Genomic DNA, 14,969 nt, shown 5'->3' with positions numbered 1-14,969 from the left:
ACTTATTCCTGCTCGATATGCTCAACAGACAGAACCAATTCTTCCATCGCAACATCACTTCCACCCTTGGCGGTTAATGTTGGGCCTGTCCATTTAATCGGCATAGCGCCGCGGAGTTTCCAGGTGACGACTGCCGCAGAGCTGGTTGGATCTTCGTTTTTTAATTTGATCGTGACGTCGCGCTTGGACATCACGTTACCGCCACGAACTTCTTCCAGCCATTCGTAGATATTGCCAGCGCCGATGACTCCACGTTTAAGAGTGACGTCTCCGGTTTTGTGTAAAGCCGGTACTTTGTTGACGTAATTAACCGCTGAATTACCGTTGCGGTATTCGGCGACGGTCACTTCAGCGTTGAGTCCGGAGACTTCTGAAAAACCTCCGGCTACTTCACCTTCAGTACCATCGTCGAGGTTGACCAGGTAGTTAAAAACGCCATAAGGGGTTTCGCGAAACTGTGCCATGATTTTATTCCTTCTTTAGTCCCAGCGGCTTCAGCAGAAGCCGCTGTCGGGATGGATATTGTTTAACTATCGGCGGTTTTCTGACCGATGCGGAAAATCACAAACTCTGCTGGTTTCAGAGCGGCGACGCCGACCTCACAAACCAGACGACCGTTGTCGAGATCGTTTTGAGTCATGGTGCTCCGGTCACAACGCACGAAGTAGGCTGTTTTCGCAGTCCCCAGCAGGCGACCGTTTGCCCATTCGTTGTAAAGGAAGTTTTCGATGGTAATCCGGACGTTGTCCCACAGGCGTTCACCGTTAGGTTCAAAGACCACCCACTGAGTGGATTTCTCGATAGAACGCTCGAGGTACAGGAAGTAGCGACGCACGTTGATGTACTTCCACTCAGGATCGCTCGACAGCGTTCGGCCACCCCAAACACGGTGACCGCGACCCGCGAAAGAACGCAGGCAGTTCACACCGGCAGGGTTAAGCAGCTCTTGTTGGAACTGGTTGATTTCCTGCGTGAAGCCCAGTGCACCAATTACAGGTTCATTGGCTGGTGCTTTGTGTACACCGCGCTGAACGTCTGTGTTGGCATAAACACCTGCGATAAAGCCAGCAGGTGGGAGGTTCACCGTTGGTTGAGTGCCGCGAGGGTCAGCAGCGACGACCCATGGGTAGTAGAGTGCCAGGCGGCTATCATCGAAGTTAGAACGGAATTCACGCACTTCAGAAAGTGACATGCCCTCGCGGCTGTCAACGATACCGACGCGGTAACGCATCTTACGGCAGTGCTTCTGCATTTCAGCGACAATCGCCTGATGATTTGTTTCATCGGCAGCAGCGGCTGGGCACATCACGATTGAAATGTCTTCGATGTCTTCAAACGCAGCAAAGCCGGTACTACCGTTTACTTCGTCCGATTCACCACCATAATTCACAGCAACCGGCGTGCTGCCATCATCGCCACCGGACAGGGTGATCAGATAGCGTGGGCCTTCAACCGACATCGGGCCTGGATTCATTGCCCCTGAGTCGAACATGTTATAAAGCGCAGCAATGATCTGATCACCAGTGACACTGTTCGCCAGTGTGCAGCTGACGGGGCTGGTGAGCTCGTCGTAGTGCTTCGCTGGCGATGCACTCATGACGTTACTCAGGCTGTTCTCAGCATCTGGTGCAGAGGAGATGTCGGCGTAGGTATAAATAACCGCGCCATCGGCACCACCATTGCGAACGTTAATGTTGAACGAACGCTGAACCATCATGGCGCGTACACTGCCGGGTGCTGCCGCCAGCGCGCTCAGGTAAAGTTTGATGGGGGCATTTACGACAGCCGGATTGCGCGAAGAATCTTCGATTGTAAATTCGGTTCCAGCGGCGTTCAACGTGCCGTAAAGCGTCGTCAGCGTCCCCCAATCACCTTCATGGAATCCATTCAGTCCTGCGATTTCGCTCAGAGAGAGCACCGCCTCGGTACCGTCAGCAAGTGCACCGCTGGAAGGTCTGCGAGCGGTGACTTTGGTGAAGGTAACGCTGGTTGTGCCATCGTTCACCAGGCCTGCCACCTCCAGACCATAGATGCCTGTTTTAACATCCGCTACTGCTACGTTGTCGTCATTAGCATCGGTGATCACAGCGAGGTCGTCGACGATTTCATACTGGCTGCCAGCCTTGCGTACGAGTCCACGGAATTCAAACGGGTGGGCTCTTGCGGAGGTGTCTGCGGTGGTTGCAACGTCGGTCAGGCCTGTCGCTTCAAGGAACACTACCTCACCGTCAGCGGGGGCGCTGGTGATCACAGAGAGCAGAAGGTTCTCACTGTCGCGCCAGTCCAGTTCGAGAGTCAGGTTACCCATGGCGCCGGGGAAGCGGCTGGCAAAGGTGACATGGTTGTTGGTGTCAGTCGCTGAGGCGAAGCCCGACGCAGGTGTGCTGAAATTAGCAACCCGAGAAACAAACAGTTGTTTACCGCCGCCATCGAAGAAAGCTTTGGCTGACAATGCCGTGTGGTTCAGTACCGTTGAGCCAGAAAAACTCAGGTCTTGAACATCGCCGTAAATGCGGGTGAATTCAGCGAAGCTGGTAACAACCTCAGGCTTACCCCGCAGCGGACCGGTACGGGTCGGGCCTGCTATGGCGGCGACACTTGTGCCCACGCCTTCGATTGATTTGGAGCGAAAGCTCACTTCCTCTACAAACACACCCGGGGCTAAGTATTCAGGCATGGTCTTCTCCTTTCAGACGGGGCATACAGGTTTCAGGGCAAGAAAACTCCTGCCGTCAGACCGCAGGGTTAAAATGTCACCGGGTACTACTGAGAATCCGATGGTTGGGGAAAAACTGGTGCTGTTCAGCTCGCCAATATCAAGCGGGCTAAAGGTGTCGGGGTCAGCGGGAACTTCACTGTCAGTGTCGAGTCTGCCGAGTACATCGAGGGTAGCGCTGTAATCACTCACGCCTTCCGGCAATGGTGGAAGACGAAGGAAGGGCAGTAACAAGTCGCCATGCTGATCTGTCTGCCCCCGGTAGGCTTGTGATCCCAATCCCGGGATGGTGACGGTTACCGTCACAATTGCCCAGGGAAGCGCTGAATCGTCCGCGTCGCGTGCCAGTGTCAGGCGAAGTCCGCCGGCAGAGTTAAAACGTACGGAAACCGGCGAGGGGTAGAGCACAACCGCATGCCCGTTGGGAGGGGCATCACCCACAGTGATAGAGAGTGTACGCGGCAGAAACAGGCCCTTGGGGTCGCGAGCCACACCGGCAAATGTGTAGGTGCCTGCTGTAGCAAAATCCTTCTCGCCTTCGGTTGGTTTGCCTGACACAAATGAATCAACAGAGCGTCGCCATAAGACAGTCTTTCCGGCGCCTTCGCGAATATGAAGGTCAGAAGGCTTTTCGGTAACTTCGCTGCGGATCTGACCGTTGACTCTGCGCATGTCAGAGACGCTTTCAGCAGAGCTGCCATCGAGCCAGAATATCTGGTCACTTCCGTGCAGAATGGTGGACTCGAGTACATTCACCGAACGCATCAGACGGTTCCTCCCGATATCACCCGTGTAATCAACGGGCTGCCTTCCGTGCGCTGCGGCTGCAATCTCAAGCGAACGGTTTTTGCAACGTACGCCATTGTGGAGGTGTAAGGGGATTCAAAAACATCCCAGATTCTCATCAGGTCTTCGGTCGATGTATCTTCGGGAATGATGGTCAGAATTTCTGACTCTCCCCACTCTGAGTCCGACGTTTGCAGGTGAGAAATATCCAGCTGAGTCTGGTTGGCAAGCTCCACCATCGCCCAGCTCATCAGGTCTGCTTCTATGGCGGCGCTGTTCGCATTAGCAATCAGTAGGAAATGCAGATTCAATGGCAGCTCGGCACTGGCATCGGATGTATCAGTGCCCTTCGGTGCAAAGTACCGGCTGCGACCGTGATCATCGATGGTCATTCTGTGGAGGTAAATACCCAGCAGGTTACCGGTCAGTCGGTTAGCGATATCAGCGCTACCGAGTACCTCGACTTTGGCATTTGTAGGGCCATCGCTAAGCTCACTGGGCAGACGGCTTTTAAAAAACGCCTCCAGTGCGGTCAGAACGCCTTGTACTCCTTTGTACGATGCCATGCAGGCTCCTTTGCTGCGTTACCGACCAGATCCGAAGGTCTGTGCCTGTGGTCGGGCAAAGATAAAAACACGGTAAAAAATCAGGGGTCAAGGACTCCTTGGACTATGGCGACATTGCTCGAGAGGCGCAATATGACTAGATAATTAGGTATCCGAATTACCTGAGCAAATGTTTAGCAAAACAGACTTTTTTGGCCAGTCTTCCAGTTGTCGTAAAGGGTTAAAAATGTATTTTTTTATAACAATCAGGTGCTTGCTTTGAAAGGGATACTCGTTTTTGGAGCAGGCGGTTTTCAGGTTCATACAAATAGAGCGTTATTCCCCGTAGGACGCTCTTGTTTGTTTATTGATCAAAGAATGAGACGGTGTGCGTCATTGGTCTGACAGGATTGCGCTAAAATTTTTGTTATTCTGTCGCTTAAGGTCTATGTGTTTTTTCATATCGGGCCACGCCTGAGGGGCGTTATACGTGGTCCCTCGGTAGTCCATTTGCGGAGGCTCGCAGACTGTGGGCTTTTCGGCTGTCTCTTTGTATACGGTCTCGCAACCTGGTTGTATTCGATGGAAGTAACAGGCGTCGGGTCAGAGTCTTCTTGTGAACGGTCTTGAGAAGGCTTATGACCGGTGCTTCTCTCTATAAATGGTTGAAATTTCACCAGTTGCACCTATTTAAGAAGAGTGTGGTAAAATTTCGCGCTTATTTTTTCTCTGCGCTTTGTGATCTTAGCGCTTTACCGTGATGAACTGATTCGATAGCCATGACTCTGACCCCGGAAAATGTAGTTCGTGAATACTGGGCCCGTAGCCAGGAACCCCGCAGTGACGCCGAGAAGGCTGCACTGATAGAAGAAATTCGTGCCCTCCTTAAGCAAGAGGATGCTGCGATCGTGGCTCATTACTACACCGATCCCGAAATCCAGGCGCTCGCCGACGCTACGGGCGGATGCGTTTCAGATTCTCTGGAGATGGCTCGCTTCGGTCATGATCATGCAGCCACGACGCTTCTGGTCGCCGGTGTTCGTTTTATGGGTGAGACCGCGAAAATTCTGAGTCCTGAGAAACGCATTCTGATGCCTACGCTGGAGGCGACCTGCTCATTGGATCTTGGCTGTCCTGCGGAAGAGTTTTCTGCCTTTTGTGATCAACACCCAGATCGCACCGTTGTTGTGTACGCTAATACATCGGCGGCGGTAAAGGCCCGCGCTGACTGGGTGATCACTTCCAGTATCGCGCTGGACGTTGTGCAGTATCTTCACGATCAGGGTGAAAAGCTGATCTGGGCACCAGATAAGCATCTTGGCTCCTACATTCAGAAGCAAACAGGTGTAGATATGATCCTTTGGGACAGCGCTTGTATTGTCCATGATGAATTCCGTTCTAAAGGCGTTCAGGATCTGAAGAAGGTTCACCCGGACGCTGCTGTGCTGGTGCACCCTGAGTCTCCCGATGCGGTTGTCGCTTTGGCGGACGTAGTCGGCTCGACCAGTCAGTTAATTGCCGCAGCACGTGATTTGCCGAATGACACCCTTATCGTCGCGACCGACAAAGCAATCTTCTACAAGATGCAACAGGAAGCACCTGGTAAGCTACTTATCGAAGCGCCAACGGCGGGTAATGGAGCCACCTGTCGCAGTTGTGCTCATTGCCCGTGGATGGGCATGAACCAATTAGAAAACATACGTGATGTTCTGAAGAACGGTGATCAGGAAATACTGGTCGACGAGGCTATCCGTCGGAAAGCGGTACGCAGCCTTGATCGTATGTTGAACTTCCGCAAGCCTGTCAGCGCAGCCTGACAGACTTAACCTCTTGGTGGACGTATAAGTGCGTCCACTGCTTTCAATCTCTCTTTTAAAGCAAGTTCCCGCTGCAGGTCTTTCGCCTGTTCCGCCTTTCTGATCGCGTTTCTGAGCTGTTGAGCGGCTTCCTGATTTCTGCCCGTTGTGAAGTAGTACTCGGCGAGTGCTCGTGAGGCAAGAATCAGATCCCCCTGCTTGCTGGCATTCTGGCTGAGCGCTTCCCAGAACGAGGGTACATCAGGGTAGGTTTCGGTCAGCTTGCGCAGGACTCTGGTCGCCTCCGGGTAATTTCCGCTTTCTGAAAGCAGGTCAGCATAAGCGCTTTCCAGCGGAAGGCTGTTGGGGTGCAGCTTTCTTAGGGAGGCAAGCGCTGATAATGCGCTATCGGTCTCACCCGCGGACGCGTTAATCCGCTCTTTTAATACTTTCACCAGAAGGTGGCTTTGATCAGCCAGGGCCAGTTGTTCTGCAGCAGCCGAATACTGGCGTTTGTCGTGGTGCAACACGGCAATCATGTAGTTCAGTGCGTCGGCCTCAGCGCCTTTGGCGTTCTCAAGGCGATCCTGCAGTTCGGTCATGGCGCCATCGCCCAGTTGATGGCGGGTCTCTGCGCTGAGTTTTAATATCCGGAAGCGAAAGCTAGCCGATGGGCTAACGTTGCGGAATGAACTTGCACGACCGGCGGCATCTGCCACCCGTGTTGCTGTCAGTGGGTGAGTCTGAAGGAATTCAGGCGCCTCGCCACGATAGCGAGCGGCATCCAGCATGTTCTGAAACATAGCGGGCATGGCTTCGGGAGAAAAGCCAGAGCTAACCAGTGTCGACATGCCAAGCCTGTCTGCCTCACGTTCAAATTCGCGGGTATAGGCCAGTTGATCCTGAACAGCGGCAGCCTGTGAGGTCATGATGCCGGCAATACCTGCTTCGCCATTACTGGTCGCAATCAGGATCAGGCTGGCCAGTAATGTCGCCAGAGTGACTGGGTCTCGCTTTCGGGCGGCTTCGACCTGGCGCGCGAAGTGTCGCTGACTGAGGTGAGCAAGCTCGTGAGCGAGTACAGAAGCGATCTGATCTTCATTGTCGGCGTATAGGAGTAGGCCATAATTAATACCGACGATGCCACCAGGTACCGCAAACGCGTTGAGTTGAGGGCTGTCGACGGTAACCAGGTGCAGGTCACTGATCTGTAAGTCAGAGTCGGGAACAAGCTGATAAATAAGGTCGTGGAACCACTCGAGAAGAACCGGGTCATCCAGCGTCGGCGCCTGTGACCTCAGATTCCTTAGCCAGCTTTGCCCCAGCGCTCGTTCTTCCTGTAATGAGATCAGTCCTGACGTTGCATCGCCAAGAGAGGGCAATTGCTGCGAATCCTGTGCACTGACTTGCTGCACCGGATTCAAAGTCGCGCAAAAGGTTACCCCCAGTGCCGATAGCCAATTCCTGATGTTCAATGCCCGTTCCTGTTCATTATCTTGTCGTTAACTTGCCTGATGCTGTCGCAGTCTTACCTGAGCCAGTAAAAAATTCGACTGATTTCAGCGTCTTAGGTTCATTGTCGCGGCTGTTTCCGTATAATCTGAGCATGACAAACCCTGATACAAGTGTCTAACCCGATGACGCCTGACTCGACTCTCGATGCAACCGGACTGCAATGTCCCATGCCTCTTCTCAAAACTAAGTTAGCCCTGCGCGATCTTTCACCCGGAGAAGTGCTTCAGGTGACGGCTACCGATTCGGGCAGCCTGGTTGATATTCCTCGTTATCTGGAGAAGAGTCCTCATACTTTGCTGAGTCAGAGTGATGCAGACGCCGATCGTTACATTTTTCTGATTTCCTGCGGAGTATGACATGTTAAAGGTCGTGAAAGGGTGGATTGATCGCTACTTTTCAGATGAAGAAGCGCTGGGGCTACTGTTTATCCTGATTGCCTTGATGCTAGTCGTCATGCTGCTCGGCAATGTACTGGCTCCTTTTCTGACCGCACTTGTGATTGCTTATCTGCTACAGGGCACTATGAACTATTGTAAGGCGCGCGGGCTCAGTCACCTTACCGCGACCATCGCTGTATTTCTGTTGTTTATGGCGGTGATGCTTACTTTGCTTCTGATCATTTTGCCCGCGACCTGGAATCAGTTAATTCAGTTTATTTCTGAAGTTCCGAGGATGGCCTCGAAGGGGCAGGAACTCCTTCTTTTGCTGCCTGAACGTTACCCAGAGCTGGTGTCGGTGGAGCAAGTGAAAGAGTGGACCAAGCAAGTGGGTGACGAAGTCGCATCACTTGGGCAATTGGCTGTCAGCTTCTCTTTGACCGGTATTACAGGGTTGATGGCGGTCTTGATTTACTGTGTGTTGGTACCGATTCTTGTATTCTTCCTGCTGAAAGATTCCAGCCAGATACTCATGTGGATTACAGGGTTTCTGCCCGCTAAACGCAGTCTGTTGAAGAACGTCTGGTCAGAGATGGATGAGCAGATTGCCAACTACATTCGTGGCAAAGCACTTGAGATTGTCATTGTCGGCGGCGTGACCTACATAGCCTTTGTTATTCTCGGCTTGAATTACGCGGCTTTGTTGGCCATTGCCGTGGGCTTCTCAGTGCTGGTGCCGTACATCGGTGCGGCGGTGGTCACGATTCCTATTGCACTTGTCGCCTATTTTCAATGGGGCTTGGGGGATGAGTTCACCTGGGTTCTTGTTGTGTATGCCATCATTCAGGCACTGGACGGCAACGTTCTTGTCCCTTTGCTGTTCTCTGAAGTTGTAAATCTTCACCCAGTGGCAATTATTGTTGCAGTGCTGGTCTTTGGTGGATTATGGGGCTTCTGGGGCGTATTCTTCGCTATTCCGCTGGCGACACTGTTTAAAGCGGTGTTGCGTGCATGGCCGGTTGCTTTGTCAGCTGGTACCGAAGAGGCACAGTGAGCGTGATAAATTGGCTGGCTCTGACCCCCGGGCTGACTTGTCACAGATACCGGGCACCTTTAGACTTGCGCCCCTTATCACCACGTAATGCCTCGTATAACAATAAATCAGGAGATAGGTAACTATGATTACCGGTAGTATCGTTGCTCTTGTTACTCCAATGAACGCTGATGGCTCAGTAGATTGGGAGAACCTTGATCGATTAGTAGATTTCCACGTCAAGGAAGGGACGGACGCCATCGTCGCGGTCGGTACGACCGGTGAGTCGGCGACTCTTGAAACGGATGAACACGTTGCGGTTATTGAACGTGTAGTTAAGACGGCAGCGGGCCGTCGCCCGGTTATCGCTGGTACCGGTGCAAACAACACCGCAGAAGCTATTGAGCTGACTCAGGAAGCCAAGCGCGTAGGCGCTGACGCATGCCTGCTGGTGACACCTTATTACAACAAGCCACCTCAGCGCGGTATCATTAAACACCACGAAGCGGTTGCTGCAGCGGTGGATATTCCGCAGTGGCTGTATAACGTTCCTGGTCGTACAGGCATCGATATGCTGCCTGAGACGATCGCCGAGCTCGCGAAAGTGCCGCAGATTACTGCGGTAAAAGAAGCGACCGGAGACATGGATCGTGCGCGTCAGCTGATTGATCTGGTGGGGGATAAACTGGCTGTCTACTCCGGTGATGATGCAACTGCTTACGAGCTGATTCTGCTGGGCGGCAAAGGCAATGTGTCTGTGACCGCTAATGTGGCGCCCGCTATGATGCACGAGCTTTGTATGCTGGCTCTTGATGGCAAAGCTGACGAGGCTCGCGACCTGAACGAGCGTATGATGCACCTGCACAACGCGATGTTCGTTGAAGCGAACCCAATCCCTGTTAAATGGGCTGTTGAGCGTATGGGACTGAGTGGTTCAGGTATTCGCCTGCCACTGGTAACCCTGGACGAGCGCTTACAGCCGAAAGTAGAGCTGGCCTTGAAAGACGCTGGCATCATCTGACGGAAAACAATGAGACTTATTCTTCTCTCTGCTCTGGCTGTACTCTCAACAGGGTGCAGCTGGATTCTCGGCGACAACCAGGCGCTTTCGTATCTTGATGCTCAGGAAGCTGCAGAAACGCAGGTTCCTGAAGGAATGACCCTGTATACCTACGATCGCTTTCCTGTGCCTGAACTTGAGGGTAATCCGGGTCCGGGAGAAGAGTTTAAGATCCCTGTTCCAGCCCCTCTGACCGTCGCTCGTGAAGATACTGAGCCAACCTCTCTGAGCGATTTCAAACGCGAGCTTAATCCTCGTTTTGTGCGTGACGGTGCAGGCACTCTGACGCTGCAGATTAATGCGCGTTTTGCGTTGGCGTGGTCGCGTGTTGCAGACGCACTGGCAGCCACCGACGTGAAGTTAACCGACCTTAACCGCAGCATTGGTACCTACTTTCTTGAGTTGCCGAATCCAGCGGCAGAGGAAGATGAGCGTAGCTGGTGGGGGCGCCTTTGGGGCGAAAAAATTGAAGAAGTTCTGCCGTATCAGCTGAAAATGATCGAAGCGGGTGATGGCGTTTATCTGACTCTGCAGGAAGATGCAGAAACCCTCGCGGAAGACAGCCTGACGCGGGACCTTCTGACACAGGTTAAGCTCCAGCTCGAAAAGTGAGATTCCGTTCCTTAGGCAGTGGCAGTCGAGGTAATGCCACTCTGGTTGAGTGCAACTCGCAGGCCCTGTTGATTGACAGTGGTTTTGCCAGGCGCACCATGCTTCAGCGTATTACTGATGCTGGCGTCGAGCACAGCGCCCTGAAGGCGGCCTTTGTCACACATGAACACAGTGACCACGCAAAAGGCATCCAGTCACTCTGTGAGTACCTGAATATCCCGTTTTATGCCTCGTTCGGCACTGCCCGGCGCATGGAATGGACAGGCCATTCTTTGTGGCGTTGTCTGGTCAGTGATGTGCCTGTTGGTGTTGCTGACATGCAAGTGACGCCCGTCGTGGTTCCACATGATGCTCACGAGCCGCTGCAATTTGTTATTCAGAGTGCAGAAGGGCGCCGGCTTGGTATATTATCCGACCTCGGCTCACTGACGCCGCACGTCGTGAACAGTTATCGTGAGTGCCATGCGCTTCAGGTCGAAGCCAATCATGATCCTTTGATGCTGGCGAACGGCCCATACCCACCGAGCTTACGAGCGCGTGTAGCGGGTGCCTACGGTCATCTCAGCAATGAACAGTGCGCTGACTTTATTCGCCGGGTAAAATGGCCTGGATTGAAGCATGTGTCTGCAGGACACATCAGCGAAAAGAACAATGACCGGAATCTGGTAGCCCAGGTTCTGGCTGAAGCAATTGGGTGCCCCCCTCAGGATGTTCCCCTGCTGTCGCAGGATGAGATGTCCGACTGGGTAGCACTGAACGATTAAAACCGACCCTCATTCCCGGAGAAACCCATGGAAAAACGCGAACTTCTTTACTCAGGCAAAGCCAAGTCTGTTTTCACAACAGATGATCCGGATTACATGGTGCTTGAATTCCGTAATGACACTTCCGCGTTTGATGGTAAGAAAGTAGAACAGCTCGACCGCAAGGGCATGGTGAACAACAAGTTCAATGCGTTCATCATGAACAAGCTTGCCGAAGCAGGTGTACCGACACACTTCGAAAAACTGTTGTCAGACAATGAGTCGTTGGTAAAGCGCCTCGATATGATTCCTCTGGAGTGTGTCGTTCGTAACGTTGCTGCAGGCAGCCTGGTACGTCGCCTGGGCGTGGAAGAGGGCATGGATCTGAACCCACCGACGTTTGAGCTCTTCCTGAAAAACGACGAGCTCGGTGATCCTATGGTTAACGAGTATCACGCTCAGTCGTTCGGTTGGTCAGACGAAGCAACAATCAACAAAATGAAAGAGCTGACGTTTAAGGTCAATGGCGTTCTGAAGGAGTTGTTCCTGAACGGCAATATGTTGCTGGTCGACTACAAACTTGAGTTTGGTGTCTTCAATGGCGAGGTTGTACTGGGTGACGAATTCTCACCTGACGGCTGCCGCCTCTGGGACAAAGATACACGCGAAAAACTCGACAAAGACCGTTTCCGTCAGGGCTTGGGTGGCGTTGTCGAAGCCTACGAAGAAGTTGGTCGTCGTCTCGGTATGGAATTCTGAATTCCGAATCTATCTTCTTATGTATCCGACAAGGCTAACCTTGTCGGATATTTCCATAACTATTGGCTTTTCATGATTCTCTGTGCACACTAAGGGCGCTGGCGATAGGCCGGTGCTCTGGAACACAATAAATTACGGGAATAATTCATGAAAAAGACAGCACTTGCGGCTTTTCTGGTCGCGATGACTCCGGTCGCCGCTCAGGCTGACCTGCTTTTCACAGTAGGTGCTAAGGCAAACTCCTGGACTGCGGAACCTAGTGGTGAGCTGGACGAGGGAGTATCTGCGGATGGTGAGAATAACGGCCTTGGGCTGGATTCAAACTCAGGCACTAACATTACTTTGTTCTTTGAGCACCCTGTACCGGTTGTTCCTAATGTGCGACTGCGTCAGACCAGTCTCGAAATGGACGGTTCCGGCTTTCTGACTGCAGACTTCAATGGCATCGGTTATGCTGAACAGGTTGAAAGTGATCTGGATCTCAGCCACACAGATGCGACTCTTTACTGGGGGCTGCCGCTGCCAGTACCTTACGTTGATATTAACCTGGGTCTGACAGCGCGTATGTTCGGTGGTGACGTCATCGTTGAAGGCCAGAAAACTGGTCGTCGTGAAGAAGTCGAACTCGATTTCACTCTGCCTATGGGTTTTGTTGAAGCACAGGTAGGAACGCCGTTCGGCATCTACGCTGCAGCAGAAATCAATGCCATCGGTTATGACGGTAATTCACTGACAGATACCGTTCTGACGCTGGGATATGATCTTCCTGTGCCAGTGGTTGATCTGGGGCTGGAAGTCGGTCACCGCGCATTGAGCATGAAGACCAACAAAGACACCACCGATATTGAAACTGATTTTGATGTTTCAGGTATCTTCTACGGTGCGTCATTTGCTGTAGGTTTCTGATCGCATAACTCATGCTGATTTGAAAAAAAGCCGGGCTCAGCCCGGCTTTTTTGTTCGCCTTGCCGGTGGCGATTAATCCGAACCGCTTTCGCTACGCTCTGTGCGTGACTTTCACTTCGGTCTACATGCCAGTTGTCTGTTTATTTGTCCTCGCGGACGAATTCAGAAAGAACCCGGTCAGATGCCCGGCTACCAACCAGAATGCTCATCACATCGGTGCGGATCGCACTGATCGGATGTTTACGATACTCATGTTCCAGGCGGCAGCGCTGTAGCGGGCAAAAGCGGAATCCAATCTGCATCGTCAGCGCTCGCTCACTGGTGTGCTCGTATGCTTTTTCCGGGCTGATGTACCAGCTCAGATCTTCAAACAAACCCGGCTCCCAGCGCCAGCTGCTCTGCATGGTGGCGAGCACGTCGTAGTCTTTGAAATTCAGCGTCGCAGCAACCCAGCGCTGGCCATCTTCACGTTCAACCATCTGACCAAGACGGTTCTCGGTTTGCTGATTTTTAAGCGTAAATTCCAGAACCGATTTCGCTTTCTGACCCGGTTGATAAGCGGCGTCTTTATCCGGAAAGAGCGGGCTGTATACAGTGCTGTTCGGGAGGTTCCGCATGCCTACAATAACAAAGCTTTGCTTGCGTTCGCCGTAGTTGTATTTGGCTGCCTGAAGTTCAAGTTCGATATAGTAAATTTTACCGGCACGGAGATCAGAAGTAATGTCGCCGCTGAATAACGTATCGATGTCGGATACAGAGAGGTACTCAGCGCCGGACCATGCCTCGCGGGCATCGTTCAGGCGTTCCTGAACCCGGGCATCCCGCTCGGCGGCGAGTCTTTCGGCTTCAAGGCGGGCTTCTTCGAGTCGTTGGGCTTCCAGCAGTTGCTGACGGCGTAATTCTTCTTTTGATGGACCACAGGCAGAAATGACGATAGCGCAAAGCACCAATACAGCTAGACGGAGCATGTTAATTCCTTACTTATTATACTGACCCACCCGGAGCAATGCTGACCTCAGCTGGGTAAAAAGCGCTCACAGTATACCGTCGACGAACGAAAAAGGGGACTCGTTGAACTGAATCCGCGTGCTGTGGACAAAGAATGGTGACTATGACACTCTTCAGCCTGTTTTCAATGCTTTGGGGACGTGCGAATTGCGAACTCTACTGATAGTTATGGTTACCTTTATTTCCGGGTGTGGCCTGGTTGAAAGCCCTTTTGCGGATACTCCCGACAAAGAGCTGAGAGAGCGTAACTACAGATGTCAGATGGCCAGTTCGTTATCGGCACCGGAAATCCAGGTGTGCAAAAATATTCGAAGGGAATGTGATGCGCGTGCCGAGAAAGGGAATTTCGTGTGCTGATCTGCACATAGGTACTTAGATTTTAACTGCCATCAGGAAATACTATGAAAATGAATAAACTGGTTCCAGCGATTGCGTTGGGAACACTGCTATTGGCTGGTTGCGGCCAGGAGGAAAAAGTGAAACTTGAGACCACCGCTCAAAAGGCGAGCTACGGTGCGGGTCTGAACATCGGTCGTCAGATCGAACGTGAAGGCGCAGATATTGATCTTGATGCATTGGTAGCGGGCATCCGTGACTCTGTATCTAAAGCTGAGCAGCAAGTCAGCGATGAAGATATTCAGGCAGCATTTATGTCACTGCGTGAAGACGCAGAGCGTAAGCAGAAAGCTCTGGATGATGAAGCTGCTCAAGCCAGCGAAGAATTCCTGACTAAGAACGCTGAGCGTGAAGAAGTTAAAGTGACTGATTCGGGCCTGCAGTACGAAGTTATCACCTCTGTAGAAGAGGGTGAATCACCGGCGGCAACGGATACTGTCCGTGTTCACTACCACGGTACTCTGATCAGCGGAGAAGTGTTCGACAGTTCTGTTCAGCGCGGTCAGCCAGCTGAGTTCCCAGTTAACGGCGTTATTCGTGGTTGGGTTGAAGCACTCCAGATGATGAAGCCAGGTGAGAAGTGGAAACTCTTCATCCCGGCAGACCTGGCCTACGGCGCTCGTAGCCCAAGCCCGAAAATTCCAGCGAATTCAGCGCTGGTCTTTGAGGTAGAACTTCTGGAAGTTGTTAAGTAAGGCAGCCTTTCAGAAAAAGCCC

The 14,969-nt window shown here is 52.4% G+C and carries 15 protein-coding genes; 9 read left to right on the top strand and 6 right to left on the bottom strand.

The genetic code is table 11. The annotated features are described in order from the left end of the window. Positions 1 to 2: 2 nt before the first annotated feature. From B2R29_RS05290 to B2R29_RS05275, 4 genes are all read right to left on the bottom strand, one after another. Positions 3 to 464, bottom strand: coding sequence for a phage tail protein (locus B2R29_RS05290; RefSeq protein ID WP_068435592.1), 462 nt, complete (start codon positions 462 to 464; stop codon positions 3 to 5). 62 nt (positions 465 to 526) lie between these two features. After that, the gene (locus B2R29_RS05285) at positions 527 to 2,677 is read right to left on the bottom strand and encodes a phage tail sheath subtilisin-like domain-containing protein (protein WP_301180110.1); all 2,151 of its coding nucleotides are present in this window, start codon (positions 2,675 to 2,677) and stop codon (positions 527 to 529) included. 12 nt (positions 2,678 to 2,689) lie between these two features. Then, positions 2,690 to 3,481 carry a hypothetical protein gene (locus B2R29_RS05280; RefSeq protein WP_301180109.1) on the bottom strand — a complete coding sequence of 264 codons (792 nt, stop codon included), beginning with the start codon at positions 3,479 to 3,481 and terminating at the stop codon, positions 2,690 to 2,692. Further along, positions 3,481 to 4,068, bottom strand: coding sequence for a DUF4255 domain-containing protein (locus tag B2R29_RS05275; protein ID WP_301180108.1), 588 nt, complete (start codon positions 4,066 to 4,068; stop codon positions 3,481 to 3,483). Before B2R29_RS05275 ends, B2R29_RS05280 begins: the two co-directional genes overlap by 1 nt. A gap of 758 nt (positions 4,069 to 4,826) precedes the next feature. Here B2R29_RS05275 and nadA point away from each other — a divergent pair. After that, positions 4,827 to 5,864, top strand: a complete 1,038-nt coding sequence (gene nadA / locus B2R29_RS05270) for a quinolinate synthase NadA (RefSeq protein ID WP_301180107.1) — start codon at positions 4,827 to 4,829, stop codon at positions 5,862 to 5,864. 5 nt (positions 5,865 to 5,869) lie between these two features. On the opposite strand, the gene B2R29_RS05265 is transcribed toward nadA, so the two are convergent. Further along, positions 5,870 to 7,318 carry a M48 family metalloprotease gene (locus tag B2R29_RS05265; RefSeq protein ID WP_301180106.1) on the bottom strand — a complete coding sequence of 483 codons (1,449 nt, stop codon included), beginning with the start codon at positions 7,316 to 7,318 and terminating at the stop codon, positions 5,870 to 5,872. Positions 7,319 to 7,480: 162 nt separating this feature from the next. On the opposite strand from B2R29_RS05265, the gene B2R29_RS05260 reads away from it, so the two are divergent. The 7 genes from B2R29_RS05260 to B2R29_RS05230 all read left to right on the top strand — a co-directional run bounded on the left by B2R29_RS05260 (position 7,481) and on the right by B2R29_RS05230 (position 12,848). Further along, positions 7,481 to 7,714, top strand: coding sequence for a sulfurtransferase TusA family protein (locus B2R29_RS05260; protein WP_301180105.1), 234 nt, complete (start codon positions 7,481 to 7,483; stop codon positions 7,712 to 7,714). A gap of 1 nt (position 7,715) precedes the next feature. After that, the gene (locus tag B2R29_RS05255) at positions 7,716 to 8,789 is read left to right on the top strand and encodes an AI-2E family transporter (protein ID WP_301180104.1); all 1,074 of its coding nucleotides are present in this window, start codon (positions 7,716 to 7,718) and stop codon (positions 8,787 to 8,789) included. 124 nt (positions 8,790 to 8,913) lie between these two features. Further along, positions 8,914 to 9,789, top strand: a complete 876-nt coding sequence (gene dapA, locus B2R29_RS05250; RefSeq protein WP_301180103.1) for a 4-hydroxy-tetrahydrodipicolinate synthase — start codon at positions 8,914 to 8,916, stop codon at positions 9,787 to 9,789. Positions 9,790 to 9,798: 9 nt separating this feature from the next. Then, positions 9,799 to 10,440, top strand: a complete 642-nt coding sequence (gene bamC / locus B2R29_RS05245; protein WP_301180102.1) for an outer membrane protein assembly factor BamC — start codon at positions 9,799 to 9,801, stop codon at positions 10,438 to 10,440. Beyond that, positions 10,437 to 11,204 (top strand): MBL fold metallo-hydrolase, encoded by a 768-nt coding sequence (locus B2R29_RS05240; protein ID WP_301180101.1) that lies wholly within the window; start codon positions 10,437 to 10,439, stop codon positions 11,202 to 11,204. Before bamC ends, B2R29_RS05240 begins: the two co-directional genes overlap by 4 nt. Positions 11,205 to 11,231: 27 nt before the next feature. Further along, positions 11,232 to 11,942, top strand: a complete 711-nt coding sequence (gene purC, locus B2R29_RS05235; RefSeq protein ID WP_301180100.1) for a phosphoribosylaminoimidazolesuccinocarboxamide synthase — start codon at positions 11,232 to 11,234, stop codon at positions 11,940 to 11,942. A gap of 147 nt (positions 11,943 to 12,089) precedes the next feature. Further along, positions 12,090 to 12,848, top strand: coding sequence for a TIGR04219 family outer membrane beta-barrel protein (locus tag B2R29_RS05230; protein WP_301180099.1), 759 nt, complete (start codon positions 12,090 to 12,092; stop codon positions 12,846 to 12,848). Positions 12,849 to 12,988: 140 nt separating this feature from the next. On the opposite strand, the gene B2R29_RS05225 is transcribed toward B2R29_RS05230, so the two are convergent. Continuing rightward, a complete protein-coding gene (locus B2R29_RS05225) occupies positions 12,989 to 13,816 on the bottom strand; it encodes a hypothetical protein (protein ID WP_301180098.1) in 828 nt (275 codons plus the stop codon). A 441-nt stretch (positions 13,817 to 14,257) separates the two neighbouring features. Between B2R29_RS05225 and B2R29_RS05220 the strand changes: the two genes are divergently transcribed. Continuing rightward, positions 14,258 to 14,947, top strand: coding sequence for an FKBP-type peptidyl-prolyl cis-trans isomerase (locus tag B2R29_RS05220; protein ID WP_301180097.1), 690 nt, complete (start codon positions 14,258 to 14,260; stop codon positions 14,945 to 14,947). The last annotated feature ends 22 nt before the right edge of the window (positions 14,948 to 14,969 follow it).

The organism is Thalassolituus sp. UBA3500, from assembly GCF_002377545.1.
Lineage (GTDB): Bacteria > Pseudomonadota > Gammaproteobacteria > Pseudomonadales > Oceanobacteraceae > Thalassolituus.
Note: the sequence above shows the minus strand (reverse complement) of the source record. Positions and strands in the feature narration are given on the sequence as shown.